General features: G+C 74.3%; 28 protein-coding genes and 3 pseudogenes. 21 read left to right on the plus strand and 10 right to left on the minus strand.

Going from position 1 to position 25,973, the window contains the following annotated elements:
- Together AB0K92_RS13970 and AB0K92_RS13975 are read left to right on the plus strand one after the other, a co-directional pair.
- Positions 1-229 (plus strand): annotated as a pseudogene (locus AB0K92_RS13970) (DUF5107 domain-containing protein); the annotation flags it as partial.
- 40 nt (positions 230-269) lie between these two features.
- Positions 270-794, plus strand: coding sequence for a phage holin family protein (locus AB0K92_RS13975; protein ID WP_365922500.1), 525 nt, complete (start codon positions 270-272; stop codon positions 792-794).
- 184 nt (positions 795-978) lie between these two features.
- On the opposite strand, the gene AB0K92_RS13980 is transcribed toward AB0K92_RS13975, so the two are convergent.
- A complete protein-coding gene (locus tag AB0K92_RS13980) occupies positions 979-1,938 on the minus strand; it encodes an LLM class F420-dependent oxidoreductase (RefSeq protein ID WP_365922502.1) in 960 nt (319 codons plus the stop codon).
- Positions 1,939-2,241: 303 nt separating this feature from the next.
- Here AB0K92_RS13980 and AB0K92_RS13985 point away from each other — a divergent pair, with 303 nt between their 5' ends.
- The 13 genes from AB0K92_RS13985 (at position 2,242) to AB0K92_RS14045 (ending at position 13,022) form a co-directional block, all read left to right on the plus strand.
- Entirely contained in the window at positions 2,242-4,269 is a 2,028-nt protein-coding gene (locus AB0K92_RS13985; protein ID WP_365922504.1) for an FAD-dependent oxidoreductase, read from the plus strand.
- Positions 4,270-4,340: 71 nt separating this feature from the next.
- Positions 4,341-6,221, plus strand: coding sequence for a transketolase (locus AB0K92_RS13990; RefSeq protein WP_365922706.1), 1,881 nt, complete (start codon positions 4,341-4,343; stop codon positions 6,219-6,221).
- Positions 6,218-7,177: a non-homologous end-joining DNA ligase gene (ligD, locus tag AB0K92_RS13995; protein WP_365922506.1), complete on the plus strand. Its 960-nt coding sequence runs from the start codon at positions 6,218-6,220 to the stop codon at positions 7,175-7,177. Before AB0K92_RS13990 ends, ligD begins: the two co-directional genes overlap by 4 nt.
- A gap of 223 nt (positions 7,178-7,400) precedes the next feature.
- A complete protein-coding gene (locus tag AB0K92_RS14000) occupies positions 7,401-7,787 on the plus strand; it encodes a gas vesicle protein (RefSeq protein ID WP_365922508.1) in 387 nt (128 codons plus the stop codon).
- Between the two features lie 54 nt (positions 7,788-7,841).
- Positions 7,842-8,270: a gas vesicle structural protein GvpA gene (locus AB0K92_RS14005; RefSeq protein ID WP_166003154.1), complete on the plus strand. Its 429-nt coding sequence runs from the start codon at positions 7,842-7,844 to the stop codon at positions 8,268-8,270.
- A complete protein-coding gene (locus AB0K92_RS14010) occupies positions 8,267-9,040 on the plus strand; it encodes a GvpL/GvpF family gas vesicle protein (RefSeq protein ID WP_365922511.1) in 774 nt (257 codons plus the stop codon). Before AB0K92_RS14005 ends, AB0K92_RS14010 begins: the two co-directional genes overlap by 4 nt.
- A 4-nt stretch (positions 9,041-9,044) precedes the next feature.
- Positions 9,045-9,272 (plus strand): gas vesicle protein GvpG, encoded by a 228-nt coding sequence (locus AB0K92_RS14015; RefSeq protein WP_166003156.1) that lies wholly within the window; start codon positions 9,045-9,047, stop codon positions 9,270-9,272.
- Positions 9,269-10,612: a hypothetical protein gene (locus AB0K92_RS14020; RefSeq protein WP_365922513.1), complete on the plus strand. Its 1,344-nt coding sequence runs from the start codon at positions 9,269-9,271 to the stop codon at positions 10,610-10,612. The genes AB0K92_RS14015 and AB0K92_RS14020 overlap by 4 nt, the downstream gene beginning before the upstream one ends.
- Positions 10,609-11,304, plus strand: a complete 696-nt coding sequence (locus AB0K92_RS14025) for a cyclase/dehydrase (protein ID WP_365922515.1) — start codon at positions 10,609-10,611, stop codon at positions 11,302-11,304. Before AB0K92_RS14020 ends, AB0K92_RS14025 begins: the two co-directional genes overlap by 4 nt.
- The gene (locus AB0K92_RS14030) at positions 11,301-11,660 is read left to right on the plus strand and encodes a gas vesicle protein (protein WP_365922517.1); all 360 of its coding nucleotides are present in this window, start codon (positions 11,301-11,303) and stop codon (positions 11,658-11,660) included. The genes AB0K92_RS14025 and AB0K92_RS14030 overlap by 4 nt, the downstream gene beginning before the upstream one ends.
- Positions 11,660-12,472 carry a GvpL/GvpF family gas vesicle protein gene (locus tag AB0K92_RS14035; RefSeq protein ID WP_365922519.1) on the plus strand — a complete coding sequence of 271 codons (813 nt, stop codon included), beginning with the start codon at positions 11,660-11,662 and terminating at the stop codon, positions 12,470-12,472. Before AB0K92_RS14030 ends, AB0K92_RS14035 begins: the two co-directional genes overlap by 1 nt.
- On the plus strand, positions 12,469-12,669 hold the full coding sequence (locus tag AB0K92_RS14040; protein ID WP_365922521.1) for a gas vesicle protein: 201 nt from the start codon (positions 12,469-12,471) through the stop codon (positions 12,667-12,669). Before AB0K92_RS14035 ends, AB0K92_RS14040 begins: the two co-directional genes overlap by 4 nt.
- A gap of 44 nt (positions 12,670-12,713) precedes the next feature.
- Positions 12,714-13,022 (plus strand): gas vesicle protein K, encoded by a 309-nt coding sequence (locus AB0K92_RS14045; protein WP_365922708.1) that lies wholly within the window; start codon positions 12,714-12,716, stop codon positions 13,020-13,022.
- A 51-nt stretch (positions 13,023-13,073) separates the two neighbouring features.
- Here AB0K92_RS14045 and AB0K92_RS14050 read toward each other — a convergent pair whose 3' ends face one another.
- From AB0K92_RS14050 to AB0K92_RS14060, 3 genes are all read right to left on the minus strand, one after another.
- Complete coding sequence (locus AB0K92_RS14050; protein WP_166003162.1) at positions 13,074-13,244, minus strand: hydrophobic protein; 171 nt, start codon at positions 13,242-13,244, stop codon at positions 13,074-13,076.
- 81 nt (positions 13,245-13,325) lie between these two features.
- Positions 13,326-14,147: a class I SAM-dependent methyltransferase gene (locus tag AB0K92_RS14055; protein WP_365922523.1), complete on the minus strand. Its 822-nt coding sequence runs from the start codon at positions 14,145-14,147 to the stop codon at positions 13,326-13,328.
- Positions 14,148-14,328: 181 nt separating this feature from the next.
- Positions 14,329-15,816 (minus strand): phosphatase PAP2 family protein, encoded by a 1,488-nt coding sequence (locus AB0K92_RS14060; protein ID WP_365922525.1) that lies wholly within the window; start codon positions 15,814-15,816, stop codon positions 14,329-14,331.
- Between the two features lie 67 nt (positions 15,817-15,883).
- Here AB0K92_RS14060 and AB0K92_RS14065 point away from each other — a divergent pair, with 67 nt between their 5' ends.
- Both AB0K92_RS14065 and AB0K92_RS14070 read left to right on the plus strand, forming a co-directional pair.
- Positions 15,884-16,549: a histidine phosphatase family protein gene (locus tag AB0K92_RS14065; protein ID WP_365922527.1), complete on the plus strand. Its 666-nt coding sequence runs from the start codon at positions 15,884-15,886 to the stop codon at positions 16,547-16,549.
- 51 nt (positions 16,550-16,600) lie between these two features.
- Complete coding sequence (locus AB0K92_RS14070) at positions 16,601-18,220, plus strand: ATP-binding cassette domain-containing protein (protein WP_365922529.1); 1,620 nt, start codon at positions 16,601-16,603, stop codon at positions 18,218-18,220.
- Between the two features lie 34 nt (positions 18,221-18,254).
- Here the strand turns inward: AB0K92_RS14070 and AB0K92_RS14075 are convergent, their stop codons facing one another.
- Positions 18,255-19,373, minus strand: a complete 1,119-nt coding sequence (locus tag AB0K92_RS14075; protein ID WP_365922710.1) for a Vms1/Ankzf1 family peptidyl-tRNA hydrolase — start codon at positions 19,371-19,373, stop codon at positions 18,255-18,257.
- A gap of 59 nt (positions 19,374-19,432) precedes the next feature.
- Between AB0K92_RS14075 and AB0K92_RS14080 the strand changes: the two genes are divergently transcribed.
- A complete protein-coding gene (locus AB0K92_RS14080) occupies positions 19,433-19,771 on the plus strand; it encodes a DUF6158 family protein (protein ID WP_365922531.1) in 339 nt (112 codons plus the stop codon).
- Between the two features lie 131 nt (positions 19,772-19,902).
- Here AB0K92_RS14080 and AB0K92_RS14085 read toward each other — a convergent pair whose 3' ends face one another.
- Genes AB0K92_RS14085 through AB0K92_RS14095 form a run of 3 tightly spaced genes read right to left on the minus strand, consistent with a single transcriptional unit; the run spans position 19,903 to position 21,269 of the window.
- Positions 19,903-20,445: a type 1 glutamine amidotransferase domain-containing protein gene (locus AB0K92_RS14085; RefSeq protein ID WP_365922533.1), complete on the minus strand. Its 543-nt coding sequence runs from the start codon at positions 20,443-20,445 to the stop codon at positions 19,903-19,905.
- Between the two features lie 21 nt (positions 20,446-20,466).
- The gene (locus tag AB0K92_RS14090; RefSeq protein WP_365922535.1) at positions 20,467-20,901 is read right to left on the minus strand and encodes a CBS domain-containing protein; all 435 of its coding nucleotides are present in this window, start codon (positions 20,899-20,901) and stop codon (positions 20,467-20,469) included.
- Positions 20,898-21,269: a DUF2795 domain-containing protein gene (locus AB0K92_RS14095; RefSeq protein WP_365922537.1), complete on the minus strand. Its 372-nt coding sequence runs from the start codon at positions 21,267-21,269 to the stop codon at positions 20,898-20,900. The genes AB0K92_RS14090 and AB0K92_RS14095 overlap by 4 nt, the downstream gene beginning before the upstream one ends.
- Before the next feature lie 130 nt (positions 21,270-21,399).
- On the opposite strand from AB0K92_RS14095, the gene AB0K92_RS14100 reads away from it, so the two are divergent.
- Positions 21,400-21,570: a hypothetical protein gene (locus AB0K92_RS14100; protein WP_365922539.1), complete on the plus strand. Its 171-nt coding sequence runs from the start codon at positions 21,400-21,402 to the stop codon at positions 21,568-21,570.
- Between the two features lie 416 nt (positions 21,571-21,986).
- Here AB0K92_RS14100 and AB0K92_RS14105 read toward each other — a convergent pair.
- Positions 21,987-22,166, minus strand: a pseudogene (locus AB0K92_RS14105) (IclR family transcriptional regulator); the annotation flags it as partial.
- Between AB0K92_RS14105 and AB0K92_RS14110 the strand changes: the two are divergent.
- Positions 22,161-22,642 (plus strand): annotated as a pseudogene (locus AB0K92_RS14110) (FAD-dependent monooxygenase); the annotation flags it as partial. The pseudogenes AB0K92_RS14105 and AB0K92_RS14110 overlap by 6 nt on opposite strands.
- Positions 22,643-22,711: 69 nt before the next feature.
- Here AB0K92_RS14110 and AB0K92_RS14115 read toward each other — a convergent pair.
- Positions 22,712-24,505, minus strand: coding sequence for a thiamine pyrophosphate-requiring protein (locus AB0K92_RS14115; RefSeq protein WP_365922541.1), 1,794 nt, complete (start codon positions 24,503-24,505; stop codon positions 22,712-22,714).
- A gap of 244 nt (positions 24,506-24,749) precedes the next feature.
- Between AB0K92_RS14115 and AB0K92_RS14120 the strand changes: the two genes are divergently transcribed.
- The gene (locus AB0K92_RS14120) at positions 24,750-25,721 is read left to right on the plus strand and encodes a hypothetical protein (RefSeq protein WP_365922543.1); all 972 of its coding nucleotides are present in this window, start codon (positions 24,750-24,752) and stop codon (positions 25,719-25,721) included.
- Positions 25,722-25,973 lie beyond the last annotated feature (252 nt).

The following is a 25,973-nucleotide window of genomic DNA, read 5'->3' on the forward strand; positions in this document are numbered from 1 at the left end:
GCCGCCCTGCCGCCCGGCCGCCCGGGTCCGCGGCCGGTTCCCGCTGCTGGAGGCCGGACGGCTCATCGCCGGGGGACGCCCCGACGCGGCCCGCGCGGTGTTCGACGCCGGGTTCGAGGTCGCCGGCCTGTGCGAGGGCGCCGAGGCCACCGGCCTGCTGGGGGCCCGGCTCTCCGGCCGGCCGCTGCCCGCGCCGTACGACTTCCGGATGCGCCCGCCCGCACCGTGACCGAGCGTTACGCCCCGTCCGCGCCGGGTACCCGGCGGCCATGGACCGCTTGGATCATCTGGAGCATCTGGACAAACACCTCGTCGACGAGCTGGCACAGGTGGCACGCGAGACGATCCGCGACGAACTGCGGGAGCAGACCCGCAAGCAGCGCCGCACGGCGATGCTGTACGCCGCGTCCGGCACCGTCGCCCTTTACGCGGGCGCGGCCCTCGCGCTCGCCGTCGGGCTCGCGCTGGCGCTTGTGCTGCCGGACTGGGCCGCCGCGCTCATCACCGCGGCGATCCTCGCCGTCGTCGCCTACGCGCTGCGCGGCGCCGCCCGGCCCAAGCAGACGTCGATGTACGACTCCGGCAACGGGCGCACCGTCGGCGGCACCCAGCCGGCCGGGCCGCCCGGCGGGCTCGGCACGGCGCCCTACCCGCCGATGCCGCCCGTCGCCCCCGGCGGGGCCGGCGCCGCGACCGGCGCGCCCGGCGCGGGCACCCCGGCCCCCGGCCACCTCGGCGCCCCGGCGCCGCGGCAGGACGACATCGACCCCGAGAACCCGCACCACCGGGCGTGACCACGGGGCGCGGGCCCGGAACGCCGTCGCGGCGGTGCGGAACCGTCGTGATCACCGGGCCGGTGAAGGCGCGGGCCGTGCGACGGTCCGCGCCTTCGCCGTGCGTGCCTTCGCCGTGCGCGGCGACCGCGTTGCCCTGCCGGCCCGCGGGTGCGGACCGGCACACCGGCCGGTCGGCGCCTTGTCAGTTGCCCGGGAGCTGCGGCAGCACCTTCGTGCGGTAGAAGTCGAAGAAGCCGCGCTGGTCGGGGCCGATCTGGTTGACGTAGATCGTGTCGAAGCCCGCGTCGGCGAAGGCGGTCAGCGCCGCCACGTGCTCGTCCACGTCGTCCCCGCAGACGCCCTGCTCGGCGATCATCTGCTCGGTGACCAGCGGCTGGAGCTGCTCGAAGTGGCGCGGTGAGGGCAGTATCTGGCCCATCTCGCCGGGCAGGTACTCGTTGGACCACAGCCGGTGCACGGTACGGACCGCCTCGTCGCGGTCGGTGCCGTAGCAGACCTTGGTGCCGCCGATGACGGGCTTCGTGCCCCCGCCGCCCTCGCGGTACCGCCGCACCATGTCCGCCTCGGGCATCATCGTGATGTAGCCGTCGCCCACGCGGGAGGCCAGCTCGGTCGCCTTCGGGCCGAAGCCGGAGACGTCGATCGGGACCGGCTCGTCCGGGACCGTGTAGAGGCGGGCGTTCTCGACCGTGTAGTGGGTGCCGTGGTGGGTGACCTCCTCGCCCGTGAACAGGCGGCGCATCACGTGGATCGCCTCCTCCAGCATCTCCAGCCGGACGTCCGCGGGGGGCCAGGTGTGGCCCAGGATGTGCTCGTTGAGGGCCTCGCCCGTGCCCACGCCGAGCCGGAAGCGGCCGTTCGTCATCACCGCGCTCGTCGCCGCGGCCTGCGCCACCACCGCCGGGTGGATCCGCACCGTCGGGCAGGTCACCGCCGTCTCGATCGGCAGCGACACCGCCTGCGACAGCGCGCCGATCACCGACCACACGAACGGGCTCTCGCCCTGCGCGTCGTTCCACGGGAGGTAGTGGTCCGAGATCCACAGCGACCGGAAGCCGGCCTGCTCGGCCATCCTGGCCTGTTCCAGCAGGTCCGCGGGGCCGTGCTCCTCGCAGGAGAGGAAGTAGCCGTACTCGGGCATGGGGGGTACCTCCGCGACGGGCGGACGGGTGGGGGATCCCCGCGCCGAGTTACCCGGGCGCCCGGCGGGGAAACCGGGGGGACGGCCCGCTGCCTCGGGGCGGACGGCCGAGGCGTCGGAGCTGGGGGCCGGGTGCCTCGGGCGGACGGCCGAGGCGTCGGAGCTGGGGGCCGGGTGCCTCGGGGCGGACGTTTGGGTGCCTCCGGCACGGGGACGCGGTTAGTTCGTACGGGAGTGCCGTACGTCCTCGTACCGCCCGCCCTCGTACCGCCCTCGCACGGGCGAGACCGCCGGAGGCGCACTGTGAGCCGACCCCGCATCGTGATCGTCGGCGCCGGCTTCGCCGGCTACCGGACGGCCCGCACGCTGTCCCGGACGGCCCGGGACAAGGCCGAGATCACCCTGCTCAACCCGACCGACTACTTCCTCTACCTGCCCCTGCTTCCGCAGGTCGCCGCGGGCGTGCTGGAGCCGCGCCGGGTCACCGTCTCCCTGTCCGGCACCCTGCCGCGGGTGCGGCTCGTGCTCGGCGAGGCCGGCCGGGTCGACCTCGACGCGCGCACCGTGCACTACACCGATCCCGAGGGCGGCGCCAAAACCCTGGAGTACGACCGGCTCGTCCTCGCCGCCGGCAGCGTCAACAAGCTGCTGCCCGTCCCCGGCGTCGCCGAGCACGCGCACGGCTTCCGCGGCCTGCCGGAAGCCCTCTACCTGCGCGACCACATCACCCGGCAGGTGGAGCTCGCCGCCTCCTGCGAGGACCCGGAGAGCCGCGCCGCGCGCTGCACGTTCGTCGTGGTCGGCGCCGGATACACCGGCACCGAGGTGGCCGCCCAGGGGCAGCTCTTCACCGACGCGCAGGTCCGCAGACACCCGCTGCGGCAGGGCCTGCGGCCCCGCTGGCTGCTGCTGGACGTCGCGCCGCGCGTCCTGCCCGAACTCGACGAACGGCTCTCCCGCACCGCCGGCCGGGTGCTGCGGGAGCGCGGCGTGGACGTGCGGATGGGCACGTCCGTGAAGGAGGCCACGCCCGGCGGCGTACTGCTCACCGACGGCGAGTACGTCGAGACCCGAACCCTCGTGTGGTGCGTCGGCGTGCGGCCCGATCCGCTGGTCGCCTCGCTGGAGCTGCCGCTGGAACGCGGCCGGCTGCTCGTCGACCCGCAGCTGCGGGTGCCGGGCCGGCCGGAGGTGTTCGCCTGCGGTGACGCGGCCGCCGTGCCCGACCTGGAGAAGCCGGGCGAGTACACGCCGATGACCGCGCAGCACGCCTGGCGGCAGGGCAAGGTCTGCGCCCGCAACGTCGCCGCCTCGCTGGGCGCGGGGGAGTGGCAGGCCTACCGCCACCGCGACCTGGGGTTCGTCGTCGACCTCGGCGGCGTCAAGGCCGCGGCGAATCCGCTCGGCGTGCCGCTGTCCGGGCCCCTCGCCGGGGCCGTCACCCGCGGCTACCACCTCGCCGCGATGCCCGGCAACCGGGTGCGGGTGGCCGCGGACTGGCTCCTCGACGCCGTACTGCCCCGGCAGGCCGTGCAGTTGGGGCTCGTCCGCTCCTGGTCGGTCCCGCTGGACACGGCTTCCCCGGAGCTGGCGCGGATGGCCGGCGGGCGGGAAGCGCCGGGGCATGGGGGAGGGGGAGGGGGAGGGGACAAGGGGGACGACCGTACGGAGGCCGGGAGGCGCGCCGTGTCAGAGAGTGCGATGAATCGACCGGGTCCTGGACCCGTACCCACGCCGGACGAGCCGGCGAAGAACCAGCCGGGCGGGGAGCCCGCGAGGAACCAGCCGGGCGGGGAGCCCGCGAGGAACCAGCCGGGCGGGGAGCCCGCGAGGAGCCAGCCCGGTGCTGAGCCGGCGGGTCAGCCGGGTGGCGAGACTGCCCGCGAGCAGCCCGGTGGGCAGGCCGAGACCGGTGGTGGTCTGGCGGACGGGGAGCCGGGCCGCGGTCGGCGCGGCGGCGGGCCCGGCGCGCGCCGGCATCGTCCGCTGGGGGCCGTCGTGGAGAGTGACGCCGAGTGGTCCGGGGTCGCCGGGCCGTTCCTGGACGCGGAGACGCCCGGACCGGCCGGGTCCGCGGACATCGAGCCGTCCGGGCCCGCCGAGACCGTGACCGGCGAGGAGGCGTCGAGCCCCGCCGAACCGCACTTCGGCCTCGGGCACGGCCCCACCCCTGTCCCCACCGAGCCCCGGGCCGGCCGCGAGCCGCCCGGCCCGGCCGGGACCGGGCACCGGACGGGGCCCGAACCACCCGGACCGGTCAGGAGCTCCGACCTGCCGGCGGACGACACCGATCCCTCCGAACCCTTCCCCGCCGACACCGATCCCTCCTGATCCCTCCCGACCGACACCGACACCGACACCGACACCGACACCTTCGCGCCCCTTCCCGCCGACACCCACACATCCGAACCCTCCGCCGAAGGAGACCGATGAACACCGACGAACTCGTGGAGCTGGGACAGCAGTTGCGTGTGGACAGCGTGCGGGCGGCGGCCGCCGCCGGCTCCGGGCATCCCACGTCCTCGATGTCGGCCGCCGACCTGATGGCCGTCCTGCTGGCCAACCACCTGCGCTACGACTTCGACCGCCCCGAACACCCCGCCAACGACCGCTTCATCCTCTCCAAGGGACACGCGTCCCCCCTGCTGTACTCGGCGTACAAGGCGGCCGGCGCCCTCGACGACGAGGAGCTGCTGACGTTCCGCAAGAAGGACAGCCGGCTGGAGGGACACCCCACGCCGCGGCGGCTGCCGTGGGTCGAGACCGCCACCGGATCGCTCGGCCAGGGCCTGCCCGTCGCAGTGGGCGTGGCGCTCTCCGGCAAGCGGCTGGAGCGCAGCGACTACCGCGTGTGGGTGCTGTGCGGCGACAGCGAGCTGGCCGAGGGCTCCGTCTGGGAGGCCGCCGAGCACGCCGGCCACGAGCACCTCGACAACCTCATCGTGATCGTCGACGTCAACCGGCTCGGCCAGCGCGGCCCGACCCGGCACGGCCACGACCTCGACGCCTACGCCCGCCGCTTCCGGGCCTTCGACTGGCACACCGTGGAGATCGACGGCCACGACGTCGACGCGATCGACCGCGCCTACGGCGAGGCGATCTCCACCACGGGCCAGCCCACCGCGATCCTCGCCCGCACCCTCAAGGGCAAGGGCGTCGAGGGCGTCCAGGACCGGGAGGGCCTGCACGGCAAGCCGCTCCCGGACGCCGACGAGGCCATCGCCGAGCTGGGCGGGCCGCGCGATCTGCGGGTGCGGGTGCACGAGCCGCCGGCCGACCGGGTCCTGCGCGCCGTCCGCGACGCGGCGGCCGCCGACCTGCCCGAGTGGGAGCGCGGCGGCGACCCCGTCGCCACCCGCGACGCCTACGGCAAGGCCCTCGCCGCCCTCGGCGCCGCCCGTGACGACGTCGTCGCCCTCGACGGCGAGGTGAGCGACTCCACCCGCGCCGAGTACTTCGCCAAGGAACACCCCGACCGCTTCTTCGAGTGCTACATCGCCGAACAGCAGCTGGTCGCCGCCGCGGTGGGGCTCGCCGCCCGCGGCTGGGTGCCGTACGCCTCCTCCTTCGCGGCCTTCCTCACCCGCGCGTACGACTTCGTGCGGATGGCGTCCGTCAGCGGCGCCGGGATCAACCTGGTCGGCTCGCACGCCGGGGTCGCGATCGGGCAGGACGGGCCGTCGCAGATGGGCCTGGAGGACCTGGCGATGTTCCGGGCCGTGCACGGCTCGACCGTGCTGTACCCCTGCGACGCCAACCAGACGGCCCGGCTGGTCGCCGAGATGGCCGGCCTCGACGGCATCCGCTACCTGCGCACCTCGCGCGGCAAGACCCCGGTGCTCTACGGGCCCGACGAGGAGTTCCCCGTCGGCGGCAGCAAGGTGCTGCGCTCCTCCGGCCGCGACCGGCTCACCCTCGTCGCGGCCGGGGTCACCGTGCCGGAGGCGCTGGCCGCCGCCGACGCCCTCGAACGGGAGGACATCCAGGTGCGGGTGATCGACCTGTACTCGGTCAAGCCCGTCGACCGGCTCACCCTCCGGCAGGCCGCCGAGGAGACCGGCTGCCTGCTGACCGTCGAGGACCACCATCCCGAGGGCGGCCTCGGCGACGCCGTCCTCGACGCCTTCCTCGACGGGCGGCCCACGCCGCGCCTGGTGCGGCTCGCGGTCCGTACGATGCCGGGCTCGGCCTCGCCCGAGGAGCAGCTGCACGCGGCCGGCATCGACGCCGAGTCGATCGCCGCCTCCGTACGCCTGCTGGTGGAGCAGGCGGTGGTGCGGTGACCGGTGCGGGAGCCCGCACGGTCCGGGCGGGCCGCCGTACGGTCGACGTACGGCGGCCCGCCAAGGTGCTGTTCCCGGGCGGCGACGGCCACCCGGAGTACACCAAGGGCGACCTCGTCGACCACTACCGGGCGGTCGCGCCCTTCCTGCTGCCGCACCTGCGCGGGCGCCCGCTGATGCTGCAGATGCACCCCGACGGCATCGACGGGCCCCGCTTCCTGCAGAAGAACACCCCGGAGAACTACCCGGAGTGGATCACCCGCGTCGACGTGCCCAAGGAGGGCGGCACGGTCCGCCACACCGTGTGCGACGACTCCGCGACCCTCGTGTACCTCGCCGGCCAGGCGTGCGTCACGCTGCACCGCTGGCTGTCGCGCACCGGCCGCGCCCACTCCCCGTCGCGCTCCGGTGGCTCGACCTCCCTCCACCACCCCGACCGGATGGTCTTCGACCTCGACCCGTCCGGCGACGACTTCGCACCCGTGCGGGAGGCGGCCGGGCTGCTCGGCGAACTCCTCGACACCCTGCGGTTGCCGTCTGCCCTGATGACCACCGGTTCACGCGGCCTGCACGTGATCGTGCCGCTGAACGGGCGGCACCACGTCGACGAGGTACGGCAGTTCGCGCGCGACGTCGCCCACACCCTCGTCGCCGCGCACCCCGACCGGCTCACCACCGCGGCCCGCAAGAAGGACCGCGGCGACCGGCTCTACCTGGACGTCCAGCGCAACGGCTACGCCCAGACGGCCGTCGCCCCCTACACCGTCCGCGCTCTCCCCGGCGCGCCGGTCGCCGTGCCCGTCACCTGGGATCAGCTGGACGCACCGGACTTCGGCCCGCGCCGCTGGACCATCGCCGACGCCGCCGACCAGGCGCGGACCCATCCCTGGGCGGACGTGCCGAGCCGGGGCCGCGCCCTCGGACCGGCCCGGCGCCGGCTCGACGCGTTGCGCTGACGAGCCACGCGGGGGGCCGGGCGGTGCGCGGATGAGCCATGCGGAGGTCGGGTGCTGCGCTGATGGGGCACGCGGGGGCCGGGCGGCGCGCGGGTGATTCCGCGGCCGAGTGGGGCGTGAGAGCGCGCGGCCGAGTGGTGCGCGGACGCGCGTGCCGGGACACCGCTCTGCCCTCCACAGGTTTGGCCACGGAATGTGCGGCCACCCGACCCAAGAGGTGGCCATGTCGAACACAGATCGCACATCACATTCGCAGCGTTCACAGAAAAACCAGACCGACAGCACGGACGAAACCGACAACACCGAGAACACCGACAACTCCCGTACGGCGGTGGACGACCGGCCGAGGCCGATGGAGGTGCTGCGCGAGGCGCGCGCCCAGCTCGCCGAACTCACCGGTATGACCCCCGAGTCCGTGTCGTCCTTCGAACAGACGGAGGACGGCTGGTCCCTTGAGGTCGAGGTGCTCGAACTCGAGCGCGTGCCCGACACGATGAGCCTGATGGCGAGCTATCAGGTCGAACTCGACCCGCAGGGCCAGCTCACGGGCTACCGGCGCATCCGCCGCTACGAACGCGGGCGGGCCGACGCACGGTCCGGCGGCCGCTAGGCCGTTCCACCCGCCCGCACCCACACACGAGCAGAGAAGGAGGGATCGGTCGGCATGACCGTTGTCCCGGCACAGCAGACCGGATCGGGAGGCGGCTCCAGCGGCCTCTACGACGTCCTGGAGCTCGTCCTCGACCGAGGGCTCGTCATCGACGCCTTCGTGCGGGTCTCCCTGGTCGGCATCGAGATTCTGAAGATCGACGTACGTGTCGTCGTGGCCAGCGTCGACACCTACCTGCGCTTCGCCGAGGCCTGTAACCGCCTCGACCTGGAGTCCGGGCCGCGCAAGAGCCCGGGCCTGCCCGACGTCGTCGGCCAGATCACCGAGTCCGGCGCGCGCGGCAAGTCCAAGGGCGCGCTGTCCGGCGCCGCGCAGACCATCTCGGACGCCTTCAAGCAGGCGCGTGACGAGAACAACGCCGAACCCGAGACCAAGAGCAGCCGCCGCGGTTCCACGTCCCGCCGGAAGGAGGAGCAGGAGTGAGCACCTACGTCTACGGCATCGCCGCCCGCTCCCACCCGGGCCTGCCGGACGGCATGGACGGCGTCGGGGACCCGGCCCGTCCCGTGCGGATCCTGAGGGAGGGCGAGCTGGCGGCCATCGTCAGCGACGCTCCCGAGGGGCTGCGCCCCAAGCGGCGCGACCTGGTCGCCCACCAGAACGTGCTCTCCGAGGCCGGCGCCGCCGGCTGTGTGCTGCCCATGCGGTTCGGCAGCCTGGCCGACGACGACGCGTCGGTCACCAGCGTCCTCGCCGAACGCGCCGAGCACTACCAGGAGCGGCTGCGGGCCCTCGACGGCAAGGTCGAGTACAACATCAAGGCCACGCACATCGAAGAGGCCGTACTGCACCACGTGATGGCCGAAGACCCCGAGATCCGCTCCCTCGCCGAGGCCAACCGGCAGGCGGGCGGCGGCAGTTACGAGCAGAAGCTGCGGCTCGGCGAGATGGTCGCGGCCGCGGTGAAGGCCAAGGAGGCCGAGGACGGCGCCGCGGTGCAGCGGCTGCTGGAGCAGGCCGCCGACACGATCAGCGTCGGGCCCGAGTCCACCGGCTGGCTGGTCAACATCTCGTTCCTGGTGGACCGGGACGCGCCCGGACCCTTCCTCACGGCCGTCGACCAGGCCCGCAAGAGCCTGCCCCACGTGGAGCTGCGCGTGAACGGCCCGCTGCCGCCGTACAGCTTCGTCGACCCCGGCCCCGCCGAGCACGCGGGCACGGCCGCCGCGGGCGCGGGGAGCACTGAGGAGTGACCCCGTGGGACTGATCGGAGAAGTGCTCATGCTGCCGCTCGCCCCGGTGCGCGGCAGCGCCTGGGCCATCAGACAGGTCCTGCAGGAGGCGGAGCGTATCTACTACGACCCCGCCACCGTCCGTGCCGAACTCGCCCGTCTTGAGGAGCAGCTCAACGCCGGGGAGATCACCGAGGAGGAGTTCGACCGCCGCGAGGACGAGCTTCTCGACCGGCTGGAGCATTCGCCGTGACACGGCGGCTGGTGGTCCTGGCCGTGCTCTTCCTGGCCCGCCGGCGGCTGCGCGCGCTGTCCCGGCGGCTCAGGGAGCACCCGCGGGTCCGGGAGATCGAGGAACAGCTCCGCGAGGATCTGCGGGGTGTGCCGGCCGCGGCCGCGGACATCCTGGCCCGCTGGGCCGAACGCCGCCTCGACGCCCTCGCCGACCGGCTGCACGAGCGTACGCGGGAGATCCACGCGTCGCTCGGCGCCGGGCCCGGCGGGAGCGCCGGGGCGGCGGGCGACGCGGAGCCCGGGTGGCCGGACGAGGACGACCAGGAGCAGGAGGACGTGGTCCAGCTGCTGACCGATCATCCCGAGGTGGCGAAGGGCGTGGTCGACCTGCTGGGCGACGACCCCGACGTGCTGGACGAGGTGGCCGAGGCGCTGGCCTCGGACCCCGAGGCGATGCAGGCCGCGATCGAACTGTTCGGCGAGCCGCGTGAGCCTGCGCCGGCGGAGGACGAGCCGGCGGAGGACGAGCCGGCGGTTGGCGAGCGGGCTGCTGACGCGCCGGAGAAGGATGAGTCGGCGGAGGACGAGCCGGTGGCTGGCGAGGCGGCTGCTGACGCGTCGGCGAAGGACGAGTCGGCCGCGGACGAGCCGGGCGACGTCGTGCCGGGGGACGGTGACGCGGACCCCCCGCAGGGTGCCGCCGAGGCGGACCCACCGGGTGGTGACGCCGAGGCGGACCCACCGGGTGGCGACGCCGCCGAGGCCGGCACCGACGCCCGCGCCGGCGCCCGTGACGATGCCGACGACGCCGACTCCGAGGGGAGCGGCGTCGTCGCGCGGAAGGCCCCGAAGAGCGGGACGCGGGCCGCGAGCACGGGGAAGAGTGCCGCGCGGGCGGCCGGGAAGACCACCGCCAGGAAGGCGAGGAGGGCTTCTGCCGCCGAGTCGGGGAGTACGCAGCCCTCGGCAGGGAAGGCGCCGGGCATGAAGGCGCCGACGACGAAGTCGGCGGAACGGACCGCCGCCCGCCGGACGGCGTCCGGAAAGGCGGCGGCACCGGCCACGGAGGGCGCCACGCGTGCCCCGAAGGCGGCCGACCGGCCCGCCGAGGGGACCGCGAGCGCCGCCGAGGGCACGGGGAGTGCCGCGAAGAGGACATCGCGTGCCGCGAACGGTACGGCACGTGGCGCCAAGAGCACGACGGGCGCCAGGAAGAGCACAACGAGCGCCAGGAAGAGCACAACGGGTGCCAGGAAGGGCACGGCGAGTGCCGGCAAGGGCACCGCGCGTGCCGCGAAGGCGTCCGCGCGTGCCGGCAAGACGTCCGCGCGTGGCGTGGAAGGAGGGGAGGACCGATGACCGGGGTGCACGCACCGGTCGTGTCCGGCCGTCGCGGCCTGCTCGGGGAAGTGGCCCGCAGCGAGGCGGCCGAGCGGCTGAGGGCGGAGGCCGGCAAGTACCTGGCCGCCCACGTCCGGCGGCTGCTCGCCGAGGCCGGCCGCGGGCTCGGCACGGCCACGGTCCGGCTCACCGACATCGCCGAGGGCCGCGACCCCGGCTTCGCCCGGCTGGCCCGGGACACGGGCCGCAGGCTCGTCCAGGGCAAGAGCCCGGCGCGGGCCGCGCTGGAGATCGCCGCCGCCCGGCTGACGAACCGGCCGGGCCGCCGGCAGGCCCGGCCGCTGACCGTCGTCGAGCAGATCGACGTCGGCGTGTCCGCCGACGAGGCCTACGAGGCGTGGGCGCGGCACCCGCACGCGCGTCCGGCCACCGGCAGACGGCTGGTGCGGACCGGGCGGGGCCTGCGGGGCGTGGTGTCCTTCCACCCGCTCGGCGACAGCCTGACCCGGGTGCTGCTGGTCGCCGAGTACGCGACCCCCCGACGGCCGGCCGCGCGGGCCGGCCTTCTGCTGCGGGCGCCGCGCCGCCGGGCCCGGCGCGCCCTGGAGGACTTCGCCCGGCACGTCACGCTGCGCGGGGTACCCGAGGGGGACGACAGCCCGGACGCCCTGCCCGAGAACACCAGGCCGACCCCAGGGAGCCGCCGATGACCACCGCCAGCAGACTTCCCGAGCCGTACGGCCGCGACGGGGGCGCCAACCTCGCCGACATCCTGGAGCGCGTCCTCGACAAGGGCGTCGTCATCGCGGGCGACATCCGGATCAACCTGCTCGACATCGAACTGCTCACCATCAAGCTGCGGCTCATCGTCGCCTCGGTCGACAAGGCGAAGGAGATGGGCATCGACTGGTGGGAGAACGATCCGGCCCTGTCCTCCCGCGCCCGCCGCGACGAGCTCGCCCGCCGGGACGACGACGCCCGGCACGACGAACTCGCCCGCGAGAACGCCGAGTTGCGTGAGCGGCTGGCGGCCCTGGAGGCCGGCCGTACCCGGGAGGAATCGTGATGACCACCGGACTTCGCTACGTCTACGCCGTCTGCCGACCCTTCGGCACGCCGCTGCAGTCCCAGCTGACCGGCGTCGGCGGCGCCCCGCCCCGGCTGCTGCACCACCACGACCTGGTCGCCATCGTCAGCACCGTGCCCGAGCGGCACTTCGCCGAGGAGCCGCTGCGCGCCCATCTGGAGGACCTGGACTGGCTCACCGACACCGCCCGCGCCCACCAGCAGGTGATCGACGCGCTCACCACGGTCACCACCCCGCTCCCGCTCAGGCTGGCCACCGTCTTCCGGGACGACAGCGCGGTCCGGACGATGATCGAGACCCGCGAGGAGTTCTTCCGGCAGGCCCTGGACCGGCTGGAGGGGCGGGTGGAATGGGGCGTGAAGGTCTACGCCGAAACGGAGCCCGACGAATCCGGGGAACCGGAGCCGGAGCCGAATTCCGGGAAAGCCGCCTCGGGCCGGGACTATCTGAGGCGGCGCAGCGCCCGCGTCCGCACGCGCGAAGAACGCTGGCAGCAGGCCGAGACGTTCGCCACCCGGCTGCACGAGACGCTTTCCGAGTACGCAGAAGATTCCGTTCTGCACGCCCCGCAGAATGCGGCGCTCTCCGGAGTTCCGGGGCGCAATGTGCTGAATGCCGCGTATCTGGTCCCGCGCAATCGATCCGAGGAATTCGTGGAACTGGTGGACCGTACGAAGGACGACCCGTCCGGAATGCGGGTGGAACTCACCGGCCCGTGGGCGGCCTATTCGTTCGTCAAGGCCCCCGACCTGGAGGACGACGAGGAGAACGGGGAGGGCGACCTGCCGTGACCGTCGTCGAACGCCGTGAGATCGCCCTGGTGGACCTGCTCGACCGGCTGCTGGCCGGCGGGGTGGTCATCACCGGTGACATCACGCTGCGGATCGCGGACGTCGATCTCGTCCGCATCGATCTGAACGCGCTGATCAGCTCGGTGAACGCGCAGGTGCCCGCACCGTGGGAATCGTGGGAGGGAATGAATCCGTGACCGTGAGCGGGGAGTATGTGAGCGGGGAAGCGGGCGGGGAGACCGTGGGCGGGGAGGACACGCCACGTCCGCCTGGCCGGCGCCACCGGCTGGAACTGGAGCCCGACACCGTCGAGCGCGACCTGGTGAAGCTGGTCCTCACCGTCGTGGAACTGCTGCGGCAGCTCATGGAGCGGCAGGCGGTGCGCCGGTTCGACGCCGGTGACCTGACCGAGGAGCAGGAGGAGCGGATCGGGCTCACGCTGATGCTGCTCGACGACCGGATGACCGAGCTGCGCGAGCGCTACGGACTGCGGCCCGAGGACCTGAATCTGGACCTCGGGCCGCTGGGACCTCTGCTGCCCCGGGACTGACCGTCATGTCCCGGGGCTTCCCCGGGACCGGCGATCACGTCCCGGCATTCCTCACCATCGATACCACCGTCCCCGGGAACCGGCAGCCGTCGTGCCGCGCAGCAGGAATCCGAGCAGCCACACGACGAGCACGGCCACGGCGATCCACCACAGGAGTTCCACGGCGAATCCGGCACCGAAGAGAAGCAGTGCCAAAAGCAGTACGAGCAGGATGGGTACCATTTTGAGAACCTCCTGCCGAACGTATTCCCCGGAATGCGCCGAACAGGCTCCCGAAGTATCTTCAGGCCCTTTCGGGCCCTTTCAGGCTTCCTTACGGCACAGGATCTCGCCGTGCAGAACGGTGAACCAGCCGTCCTCGTGCCGCCCCCACTCCCGCCAGGCGTCCGACACCGCCCGCAGCTCCTCCTCGGTGGCGTGGCCGCCGCCCACGGCGACCCGCGCGTACGCGGAGGTCAGGGTGCGGTCCGCCCACAGCCCGCTCCACCAGGCCCGCTCCCGCGCGGTCGAGAACGTCCAGGTGGAGGAGGTCGCCGTGATGTCGGTCAGCCCCGCGCGCAGCGCCCACGACTTCAGCCGGCGCCCGGCGTCCGGCTCGCCGCCGTTGGCGCGGGCCACCCGCCGGTACAGGGCCAGCCACTCGTCCATGCCCGTCGACGCGGGGTACCAGGTCATGGCGGCGTAGTCGGAGTCCCGTACCGCGATGTAGCCGCCCGGCCGCACCACCCGCAGCATCTCGCGCAGCGCCCGCACCGGGTCGCCGACGTGCTGCAGCACCTGGTGGGCGTGGACCACGCAGAACGTGTCGTCCGGGTAGTCCAGGGCGTGCACGTCCGCCACGGCGAAGTCGACGTTGCGCAGCCCCCGCCGCGCGGCCGTCGCCCGCGCCTGCTCCAGCACCTCCGCGGCCCGGTCGACCCCCGTGACCCGGCCGTCGGGGACCAGCTCCGCCAGGTCGGCGGTGATGGTGCCGGGACCGCAGCCGACGTCCAGGACCCTCATGCCGGGCTCCAGGACGCCGAGCAGGTAGGCGGCGGAGTTGGCGGCGGTCCGCCAGGTGTGCGACCGCAGCACCGACTCGTGGTGGCCGTGCGTGTAGACGGCGGTCTCCCGCGCTTCCGGCATGGCTGTGCCCCCTGTCTCCTCGGTTCTCGCGCCTTCCGGTCCCGTGCCTTCCGGCATGACGGCGCCCGCGCGGCCCGGGGACCCCGCGGGCGCCACCGTCACCCTAGAGCGGATGCCGAATGATGAGACAGTATGTATCGCATAGTGGTCTGATGCTTCGTCAACTCGCCCGTTGCCGGGCTCACGTCACCGGGCGGTACACCGCCAGCGCCTCCGGGTCCTTCTCCAGCGTCACCTCGCCCTCCACCTCGGTGACCTCACCGTCGTACGCGAGCAGTGTGCCCGGCGCCACGTCCGCCAGGCGCAGCCGGGCGACCCGGACCGCCGCGTGGGCGGGCGAACGGGTGAGCGGGCCCGCGAAGGCGGCGGCGAGCAGCCGCAGCGCCGGCCGGCGGCCGCCGTGCACCACGCGGACGTCCAGCAGCCCGTCCGCCAGGTCCCGGCGGCGGCCCGGAGCCAGGCCCATCCGGTGGTAGGTGCCGTTGCCCGCGAACAGCAGCCACAACGGGCGCGGCCGGCCGCCCACCCCGGCCTCCAGCGGATGCCGGTCGGCGCGCAGCACCCGCACCGCCGCGAGCACCCCGGCCGGCCAGTCGCCGATCCGGTGCGACCAGCGGTCCCGCTCGCGCACCAGCTCCGGATAGACGCCCAGCGAACAGGTGTTGAGGAAGATGCCGCGGCGCTCCCCGCACGCGTACCGGCCGACGTCGACCCGCACCCCCTCGCCCCGCTGGACCGCCCGGACGAACGACCGCGGGTCCTCCACGCCCAGATCGAGGGCGAAGTGGTTGAGGGTGCCGCCCGGCAGCACCGCGAGCGGCAGCCCGTGCCGCAGCGCGGCGTCGGCGGCGGCGTTCACCGTGCCGTCACCGCCGCACACCCCGAGCACCCGGGCCCGCGCGGCGGCCTTGCCCAGCTCCGCGGCCACGTCCTCGGGGGCGCACTCCACGATCTCCGCGCGGGGCAGCGCCTCCCGCAGCCCGCGCACCCGGTCGGCGGAGCCCGCCGCGGTGTTGACGACCATGACCAGCCCCTCGCCCTCGGGCAGCGCGGGCAGCTCGGCGCGCGGCCGCGCGGGCGTCGCGTGCTGGTCCCGGGTGGGCACCAGGCCCCGTACGGCGAACGCGGCGCCCACCCCGAGGGCGGCACCGGCGGCGACGTCGCTCGGGAAGTGGACGCCGGTGTAGACGCGGGACATGGCCACCGAGAACGCCACCGGCGCCACCGCCGCGCCCCACGCGGGCGACTCCATCGCCACGCCCGCCGCGAAGGCCGCCGCCGACGCCGCGTGCCCGGACGGGAAGGACGTGGTGATCGGCTGGCGCTTCAGCTGCCGCACCGTCGGCACCGGGTCGAGCAGCGGCCGGGGGCGGCGCACCGAGCGCTTGCCGACGGTGTTGATGGTGAGCGAGGCGAGAGTCAGCGAGGCCAGTCCGCGCGCGGCGGCCCGGCGGCCCCGTGGCGTGCGGCTCGCCGCCATCGCCGCGGCCGCCGCGAACCACAGCACCCCGTGGTTGGCGCTGCGGCTCAGGCGCGGCAGGACGGGCTCGGCGGCCGGCCAGTGCCGTGCGGCGGCGAACTCGAACAAGCGCGAGTCGAGGGCGAGCAGGCGGCTGCGCAGCGGATGGCGCCCCGCGCGCGGGGCGGTCAGGTCGACGTCTGGGCTCATACAGCAGCGGGTACCCGGAACCGCCCGTCCCCTGTCCCGGCGGGGGGACCGGCACCCGGAGGGAGCCATGCGCCTGCTGCTCGTCCGCCACGGCCAGACCCCGTCCAACGTGGACTTCCTGCTCGACACCTCGGTGCCCGGTCCGGGGCTGACCGCGCTGGGCGAGCGGCAGGCCGCCGCGCTCCCCGAAGCGCTCGCCGGCGAGGACATCGGGGCCGTCTACGCCTCCACGATGGTCCGCACCCAGCTCACCGCCGCTCCCCTGGCCGCCGCCCGCGGCCTCGGGGTGCGCGTGCGGGACGGCATCCGGGAGCTGTCCGCGGGCGACCTGGAGATGCTGCCCGGCGACTCCGAGCGGGGCCTTCGGTACATGCGGACCGTGTTCGCCTGGGCCGCCGGGGACACCGGGCTGCGGATGCCGGGCGGGGAGAGCGGCGCGGAGGCGCTGGCCCGCTACGACGCGGTGGTCGGGGAGGCGGCCCGGACCGGCGCCGGCACGGTCGCCCTGTTCAGCCACGGCGCCGCCATCCGGATGTGGGCCGCGGCCCGCGCCCGCAACGTCGACGTGCCCTTCGCCGCCGCCCACCTCCTCGACAACACCGGCGTCGTCGTCCTGGAGGGGGCGCCCGCGACCGGCTGGACGGCCCTGACCTGGGCGGGCGCCACGGTCGCGGCCCGGGGCGAGGGCGGCCCCGCCGGCCGTCCCGTCGAAGCGCGGCCCGGAGCCGGATGACGGGATAAAGCGTTTGCCGCCCGTCCGGCCCCACGCGGAGAATGCGGCCCCATGGGACATCTGGAAGCCGCGCACCTCGAATACCACCTCCCCGACGGGAGGACGCTGCTCGGCGATGTGTCCTTCCGGGTGGGCGAGGGCGCGGTCGCCGCGCTGGTCGGGCCCAACGGGGCCGGCAAGACGACGCTGCTGCGGCTGCTCTCCGGCGAGCTGACCCCGCACGGCGGCACGGTCACCGTCAGCGGCGGTCTCGGGGTGATGCGGCAGTTCGTGGGCTCCGTACGGGACGAGACGACCGTACGCGACCTGCTGGTGTCCGCCGCCCCGCCGCGTGTCCGCGCGGCCGCGCGGGCCGTCGACAAGGCCGAGCACGCCCTCATGACCGTCGACGACGAGGCCGCCCAGCTGGACTACGCCCAGGCCCTCGCCGACTGGGCGGAGGCACGCGGCTACGAGGCCGAGACGCTGTGGGACATGTGCACCACGGCCGCGCTCGGCGTGCCGTACGAGAAGGCGCAGTGGCGCCAGGTGCGGACCCTCTCCGGCGGCGAGCAGAAACGGCTCGTGCTGGAGGCGCTGCTGCGCGGCACCGACGAGGTGCTGCTCCTCGACGAGCCCGACAACTACCTCGACGTGCCGGGCAAGCGGTGGCTGGAGGAGCGGCTGAAGGAGACCCGCAAGACGGTCCTGTTCGTCTCCCACGACCGCGAACTCCTCGCCCGCGCCGCCGAGCGGATCATCTCCGTGGAGCCGGGACCGGCCGGCGCCGACGCCTGGGTGCACGGCGGCGGCTTCGCCACCTACCACGAGGCCCGCCGGGAGCGCTTCGCCCGCTTCGAGGAACTGCGCCGCCGCTGGGACGAGAAGCACGCCCAGCTGAAGAAGCTGGTGGTCAACCTGCGGCAGGCCGCGTCCGTCAGCCACGAGATGGCCTCCCGGTACGCCGCCGCGCAGACCCGGCTGCGCAAGTTCGAGGAGGCCGGGCCGCCGCCGGAGCCGCCGCGCGAGCAGGACATCCGCATGCGCCTCAAGGGCGGCCGCACCGGCGTACGGGCCGTCACCTGCCAGGGCCTGGAACTGACCGGCCTGATGAAACCCTTCGACCTGGAGGTCTTCTACGGCGAGCGGGTCGCCGTCCTCGGCTCCAACGGCTCCGGCAAGTCCCACTTCCTGCGGCTGCTGGCCGGCGAGGACGTGGCTCACACGGGGGAGTGGAAGCTGGGCGCGCGGGTCGTACCGGGCCACTTCGCGCAGACCCATGCCCACCCGGAGCTGCTGGGCCGCACCCTGCTCGACATCCTCTGGCGCGAACACGCCCAGGACCGGGGCGCGGCCATGTCCCGGCTGCGCCGCTACGAACTCACGGCCCAGGCCGAGCAGACGTTCGACCGGCTCTCCGGCGGCCAGCAGGCCCGCTTCCAGATCCTCCTGCTGGAGCTGGCCGGCGCCACCGCCCTGCTCCTGGACGAGCCCACCGACAACCTCGACCTGGAATCCGCCGAGGCCCTGCAGGAAGGCCTGGAGTCCTTCGAGGGCACCGTCCTCGCCGTCACCCACGACCGCTGGTTCGCCCGCTCCTTCGACCGCTTCCTGGTCTTCGGCAGCGACGGCCGCGTCCGCGAGACACCGGAACCGGTGTGGGACGAACGGCGGGTGGAGCGGGCCCGGTAGCCCGGCGGGCCGCTGCGGGCGCCGGGCGGCCGGGTCAGCTCCAGCGCAGCAGGGCGCCGAGGCCGCCCACCGGGACGTCCTCCCGCTGCGCCCCGGAGGCCGTGGCCACCGAGACGGCCGGGGCGGCGGTCGCGACCGCCGAGCGGATCAGGGCGTCGTCGGCACGGGCGGACCAGGAGTTCTGCTCGCCGAGGACCTTCAGGTCCGTACGGCGCACCGCCAGCTGGTCCGGGTCCTCGCCGATCCACACCTCGCGGTGGTTGTCGGGGCCGTCCGGGCGGATCAGCAGCTCGTCGATACGGTGCTCGCGCGCGGCCTCGACCAGCGCGGGAACGCCCTCGGCGGCCATCACCCGGCCCTCGGAGTCCGGGGCGCGGCCCGCCAGGAACCGTTCCAGCTCGGCGTCGGCGCGGGCGCGCTCGTGCTCGGCCCGGACCTTCTCCACCTCGGCGTCCAGCAGCCTGCTGCCCGCCCCGTGCGAGGCCTCGACGACCCGGTCGTGCAGCCGCTGCGGCAGCCGGTCGCGCACCGCGTGCCGCTCCCGCTCCTCGCCGACGAGGATCAGCAGATCCGCCCGGGTCTCCTCCTGGCAGACGGCGAGCGCGTCCGCGATCTCCGCAGCGTTGTGCTCCCAGGTGTTCTCCACCCGCAGCTGGAAGTGGCGCTCCGACCAGTCCGATGAGCTGGTGCGGTGCACCGGCCACTGCCGGCCGGCCACCGATCCCGCCTCCTCGCGGGTCACCGCGGAGCGCAGCTCGAAGTCGGCGCCCTTGCGGTCGATGTAGGCCACGACGCACACCGCGTCCTCGCCCTCCAGGTCGAGCAGCGGCGAGGTGCGCGGCAGCTGCGCCCAGGCGGCCCAGCTGCCGCCCTGCGGGGCCCTGGCCAGGGACGGGTCGAGGACGATCTCACCCGCGCGGGCGAACAGGGCCCGCCCGTACGGCTCGGAGGAGTGCCGCAGTTCCTCGATCGCGGCCCGTACGGCGTCGCAGGTGGCCTCGTCGGCGCCCTGGTCCCGCAGGTCCCGGGCCATCGCCTCGGCGGTGAGATGCCGCTGGCGGGCGGTGTCCTCCGCGTGCATCGACAGGTCGACGTACACGGAGGCCCACGGCCCCGGATGTTCGTACAGTGGATGCAGGAACGCGAGGTCCATGGCTCCCTCCCGGATGCCGTCGGGGGTAGTGCTCAACACCGGGCGGGTACCCGAACCGCATGAACGGACACGACGAGCGGGGTACCACGATGACCGGAGTCGACCCGGGCCGGCTGGACGACCAGCAGCTCATGAAGGAGCTGGAGACGATCCACCGCACGCGCCACGACACGCTGCTCTACGGCTCCAACGACGCGCTGCGGGCGCACAACGATCGCATGGCCCAGCTGGAGGGCGAGTACCTGCGCCGCAACCCGCGCCGCTTCGTCGCCGCGGGCCGCACCCGTGACGGCGCCCGGGAACGCGCGGGCGGCGACAACGGGGCGGGCGCCGAGACCCGGGACGAGGGCGCGCCGGTCGGCAAGTGGGGGCCGGGCGACAACGGGGCGTCGGGCTAGGCGGGGCCGGCGCCGTCGGCGCCGGCTGACGCGCCCGAACGAGGGCGCTCGTACACGAGGACGCCGCCGGACCGTAAGTCCGGCGGCGTCGCTCTCGCGGTGCGCGCGTGGTCTCGCGCCCGCGGCGGCTGTCAGGCGGTCTCCTTGGCGAAGACGTCGAGGAACGCCTCGCAGAACGCCTTCAGGTCGTCCGGCTTGCGGCTCGTGACCAGCGTGCCGGAGCCCCGCTCGCAGACCACCACCCGCTCGTCCACCCAGGTACCGCCCGCGTTGCGGATGTCGGTCCGCAGGCTCGGCCAGGAGGTCAGCTCACGGCCCCGTACGACGTCCGCCTCGACGAGCGTCCACGGCGCGTGGCAGATCGCCGCCACGGGCCGCCCGCGGGTGAAGAAGTCCCGCACGAACGCGACGGCCTTCTCGTCCATCCGCAGGAAGTCGGGGTTGGCCACCCCGCCCGGCAGCACGAGCGCGTCGAAGGAGTCGGCCGAGGTCTCGCCGACGACCTCGTCCACGGGGAACGTGTCCGCCTTGTCGAGGTGGTGGAACGCCTGGATCTCGCCCGGCTTCGTCGACACGAGCACCGGCTGGTGTCCGGCGTCCTCGGCCGCCTGCCAGGGATCGGTCAGCTCTACCTGCTCGACCCCCTCGGGCGCGGTCAGGAATGCGATGCGCATGATGATTCGAGGTCCCTTCGGTCAACGGTGGTCGGCGTCGTCCGGCGCGGCCCGCGAGATGTCCGCGAGGGCGCTGTCCGGCTCCTGCGCCACAGCGAGGTCGCCCAGGCTGACCATGCCGACGGGCAGCCCGTGCTCCACGACCGGCAGCCGGCGCACCGCCTTCTGGCGCATCAGCGCCACCGCGGTCGACACCGGATCGTCCGGGGTCACGACCGTCGGATGCGGGGTGCACACCTGCCCGGCGCTCACCGTCAGCGGATCGCGGCCCTCGGCGACGGCCCGCACGGTGATGTCCCGGTCGGTGAGCACGCCGACGACGTCCTGTCCGTCCGCCACCACCACGTCGCCGATGTTCTGGCTGCGCATCAGCCGCGCGGCCTCGACGAGCGAGGCGTCGGGGCGGACGGCCACCACACCCGGGGTCATCACCTCCCTCACGTAGTCGGCCGTCACGGCGCCTCCTCCCTGCGGGTCAGCGCCTCGGCCAGCTCCTGGACGTTGCCGTAGCGGGCCCCGCGCGGCAGCCGGGCCAGGGGCTCGATCAGCGCGTCCGGCGCGTTGTGCCGGCGCAGCTCGCCGATCAGTTCGCCCGGTCCGGCCGGGAAGGGCTTGCGGCCGAGCACCCGGGCCAGCTCCAGCCGGGTCTCCTCCAGGGAACCGAGCCCCGGTCCGCCCGCCACGCGCGGATCGTCGTCGGCGGAGGGCTCCGGGTCGTGCCACTCCTCGGTCCGTGTGGAGTGGCCGGACCTCAGCAGGCCCTGCAGTTGGTGCTTCATCTCGTCGTCCCGGTGGACGCTCAGCCGGTCACTGCCTCGCTGCATATCTCCCTCCAGGTCTCCGGGGGTGGACTCCGCGTACCCGAGGGGCGCAAGCCGACACCGGGTTTGTCCGTCCGATCGGGGGAGACCCGGCCCTGGCCCCCCGCGCACACCCCTCTGGGAAGGACAGGTCATGGCGGTCCTCGCTGTGCTCCTCCCGTTCGTGCTGCTCGGCATGGTGCTGGCGCTCGGGCGTTACGAAGAGAAGGTCCTGCCGGCGGACCGGGACCCGGACGCGGCCCCCGCCGCCCCCCGGCCCACCGCCCGCCACCGCCGGCCACGCCGGGCACCGCTGGGCAGCTAGGCGCAAGCCGGGGGCGCGGACTCCGGACGGGGCGCTCGGGGGCGCCTTCGACAGGGGCAGGGGCAGACGCGCGCGGTGTGCGGGGACCGGTCTCTGCGGCGCGCGGTGTGCGGGGACCGGTCTCTGCGGCGCGAGGGCAGGCCTACGGCCGTTCCGCCGGCCGGCGCTGGGTGTTCTGGGCGGGTGCGCTGCCGGCCGTCATCGCCGTGCCGCTCCTGCTGAGGCTCCTGCCGGGCCACCGGGTGACCTGCCGGCCCGGGGCCGCCGCGAGGCGGCGTACGCCGTCGCCGACCGCTGCGGCTGCGGCCTGCCCCGCCCTGTCCCGCTCGCCGTGCCCGGTTCGGCGGGCCGGGGCATGCGGGCGGACTCGGACCACCGGTATGCCGGCGGGCTCAGACCACCGGTACGTCGGTGAACCGTGCCGCGATGTGCAGGATGAACCGGATGCCGTCGCCGTCGGGCACCGCGAGGGACACCGACTCGTCCAGCTCGTCGGCGAGCGCGTGCGCGGCCGGACCGAGCAGCGCGGGCAGCCGCAGCGCGGCCAGGCAGGCGTTGCCCAGCTCCATCAGGCGCGGCGCGAGCAGCACCCGGCCGGCTGGTCCGACGAGCGGATCTGGGACGAACTCGACGCGCGCCTGGCCGCCGCCGGCACCCGCCCCCTGCACCGCGGTCCCATCACCGCGCGCTCGGTGCTCCCCATGCGCAGCTCGGTCACCGAGCCCGTGCGCTACGGCCGCGTCCTGCTCGCCGGCGACGCCGCCCACATCGTCCCGCCCACCGGCGCCAAGGGACTCAACCTCGCGGCGCCCGACGCCGTGGTCCTGGCCCGCGCCTTCGCCCACCTGCGCACCACCGGCTCCACGGCTCTCCTCGACGCCTGCTCCGACACCTGCCTGCGCCGGGTCTGGCGCGCGGAGCACTTCTCGTGGTTCATGACCACCACGCTCCACACCGACCCGGCACAGTCCCCGTTCGACACCCGCCTCCAGCTCTCCCAGCTGGACCGGATCACCACGTCCCGCACGCGGCGGCGGAACTGGCCGCCAACTACGCCGGGCTGCCGCACTGACCGAAGGCACGGGCCGTCTGAAGGTCAGCCCGAGGTTCAGGGAGCGGTGACGGCTGGCCTGCCGGGCCGTCACTTCCTGGGCCGGCCCGGCAGGAACTCCTGCATCTTCGCCTTGAGGCCCTGCTTCACCACCGAGCCGCGGTCCGCGTCGCCCTTCAGGATCGCCGCGGCCGTGGCCTCCATCTGCTCCCACGTGGCGTGCGGCGGGACGGGCGGTACGGCGGGATCGGTCAGGAACTCCACCACCGCCGGCCCGTCCGCCTCCAGCGCGGCCCGCCAGCCCGCCTCGACGTCCTCCGGCTTCTCCACCCGGATCCCGGTCAGGCCGAGCGAACGGGCGAACGCGGCGTACTGCACGTCCGGCAGCTCCTGCGAGGGCAGGAAGGACGGCGCGCCGCCCATCGCCCGCAGCTCCCAGGTGACCTGGTTGAGGTCGCGGTTGTTCCACACGCCGATCACCAGCCGCGGGTCCTCCCACTGGTGGCGGTACTTCGCCGCCGTGATCAGCTCCGCCATGCCGTTCATCTGCATCGCCCCGTCCCCGACCAGCGCGATCGCGGGCCGGTCCGGATGCGCGAACTTCGCGCCGATCACATACGGCACCGCGCAGCCCATCGTGGCCAGCGTCCCCGACAGCGAGCCGCGCATGCCCGGCCGCATGGTCAGGTGCCGCGCGTACCAGTTCGCCGTCGACCCCGAGTCCGAGGTGACGATCGCGTTGCCGGGCAGCAGCGGGTCCAGCGCGCGGGCCACGTACTCCGGGTTGACCGGGTCGGCGCTCAGCGCCGCCCGCCGCTCCATCACCTCGCGCCAGTGACGGACGTTGTCGCACACCGTGTCGAACCACTCGCGTCCGCGCCCCGACTCGATCAGCGGGATCAGCCGCTCCAGCGTCGCCTTCGCGTCACCGACCAGGTTCACCTCGTACGGGTAGCGCATCCCGACCATGTGCGGATCGATGTCGATCTGCACGCCCCGCGCCTTGCCGAACTCCGGCAGGAACTGGCTGTACGGGAACGACGAGCCGATGGTCAGCAGCGTGTCGCAGTCCCGCATCAGCTCGTACGACGGACGGGTGCCCAGCAGGCCGATCGCGCCGGTGACGTACGGCAGTTCGTCGCTCAGCACGTCCTTGCCGAGCAGCGCCTTGGCGACCCCCGCGCCGAGCAGCTCCGCGATCGTCTCCACCTCGGCCCGCGCCCCCGCCGCGCCCTGGCCGACCAGGATCGCCACCTTGTCACCGGAGTTCAGGATCTCCGCGGCCCGCCGCACCGCGTCGTCCGACGGCACCGCCGTCCACGCGCTGCGGTCCAGACTGGACGGCACCATCTTGAACTCGTGCGTCGGCGGCGTGTACTCCAGCTCCTGCACGTCCCCCGGGACGATCACCGCCGTGGGGCAGCGCCGCGCGTAGGCCGTGCGGATCGCGCGGTCCAGCACGTTCGGCAGCTGCTCCGGTACCGTCACCGTCTCCACGAAGTCCGAGGCGACGTCCTTGAACAGGGTGTGCAGGTCCACTTCCTGCTGGTACGAGCCGCCCATGGCGGTGCGGTGCGTCTGACCGACGATCGCCAGCACCGGCACATGGTCCAGCTTCGCGTCGTACAGCCCGTTGAGCAGGTGGATCGCGCCCGGCCCCGACGTGGCCACGCACACCCCGAGCCGGCCGCTGAACTTGGCGTAGCCGACCGCCTGGAGCGCGGACATCTCCTCGTGCCGGGACTGGATGAAACGGGGCCGGTTCTCCGCGCGGCCCCAGGCGGCGAGCAGGCCGTTGATGCCGTCGCCGGGGTAGCCGAAGACGTGCTCCACGTCCCACTCGCGCAGCCGTTCGAGGATGTGGTCGGAGACGAGGGTGCTCATCGAGTGACCTCCCGGGTGACGTGGGCGTTGGATGCCGAGTCACCTCAGGGGCGGGGGGAAAACTTCGCCGGGGCCGAGGGCCGTGAGGAGTGCTCCTGTGTGGTGGGTGCCTTCACCCCGTTGGCCGCGCGGTTCCCGCGAATGGAGGCCGGCCGCGCGCGGGCCCGGTGCCCAGCGGATGTGATGGCTGGGTGTCTGTCGTCACCGTGGTGGGAGTCGAGTCGTGCGTCGTGCCGCTCGTGTCGTGTCCGTAGTCGTCCTGGCCGCAACCGCGGTCGGCGGAGCCGCCGCCGGCGCCCTCGCGGAACCGGCCGCCGAGGTCAGCCCCGGCCAGGCCGCGCCCGGCGCCACCGTCACCGTCTCGGTGACCTGTGACCCCCTCGACGGCTCGGCGCCCGACGCCATCGACGCCACCTCCATGGCCTTCGAGGACGGGCTGGCCGAGCTGCGGCTGGTCACCGGGAAGGACGACAAGGCCACCAAGGCCGTCTACCGGGGCACCGCGCGGATCGTCCTCCCGGAGGACTTCGAGGACGACAAGCCTCCCGGCGGCCCGCTCACCGCGGAGGAGCCCGCCACGGACGGGCCCGCGGTCGCGGAGCCCGTGGACGAGCCCGTGGACGAGCCCGTGGACGAGCCCGTGGCGGACGAGCCCGTCGCCGAGGAGCCCGTTGCCGAAGAACCCGTGGCGGACGAGCCCGTCGTGGACGAGCCCGCCACAGGGCAGCTCACCGCCACCGGGCAGGCGGCCGGCGAGGACCCCGCGGGCGGGCACACCACGGACAAGGAGGGCACGGACAAGGAGGTCGCGGACAAGGAGGTGACGGACAAGGAGTTCGCGGACAAGGAGGTCACGGACAAGGAGGCCGCGGGCGAGGACTCCGCGTGGACCGTCGACGGGACCTGCCCCGCCCCCCACGGTGGCGAGGGCAAGCCCTGGAGCGCGACCTTCACCGTGCCCGCGAGCAGCGGCAGCGGCAACGGCGGCTGGAGCGGAGGTGCCGGCAGTGGCGGCGGCCACAGCGCCACCCCCTGCCCCGACCTCAAGGACCCCGGTTGCGGTACGGCGACCGTGCAGCGCGGGGTGCGCGCCGGGGCGGGCGGCGCGTTCGGCGTGTCCGTGCCCGCCCTGGTCCTGGGCGGACTGCTGATCGTGGGCGCACTCGGCGCCGCCGCGCACCGGCTCTACGGCAGGGCTTTCGGAACCGACGGCTGATCCGGCGGTGCGCTGGGTACGCAATAGCGCGGGTAGACGACACCGACGACACCGACGACGGGGCTGCCGGCGACGACACGGGCGCCGGTGACGCCGACCCGCACCGGCCACGGACCAGGGAGCGAGCCACGACCGAGAACGACGGAACGGCGGACGAACCCGCGCACCCGAGCGCGCCCGGCCCCACGAACGGAAAAGCCCACAGAGCAACCGGCGGAAAAGCCCACAGAGCAGCCGACGGGACAGGCAACG

Source organism: Streptomyces sp. NPDC052687 (genome assembly GCF_040678395.1).
Taxonomy (GTDB): domain Bacteria; phylum Actinomycetota; class Actinomycetes; order Streptomycetales; family Streptomycetaceae; genus Streptomyces.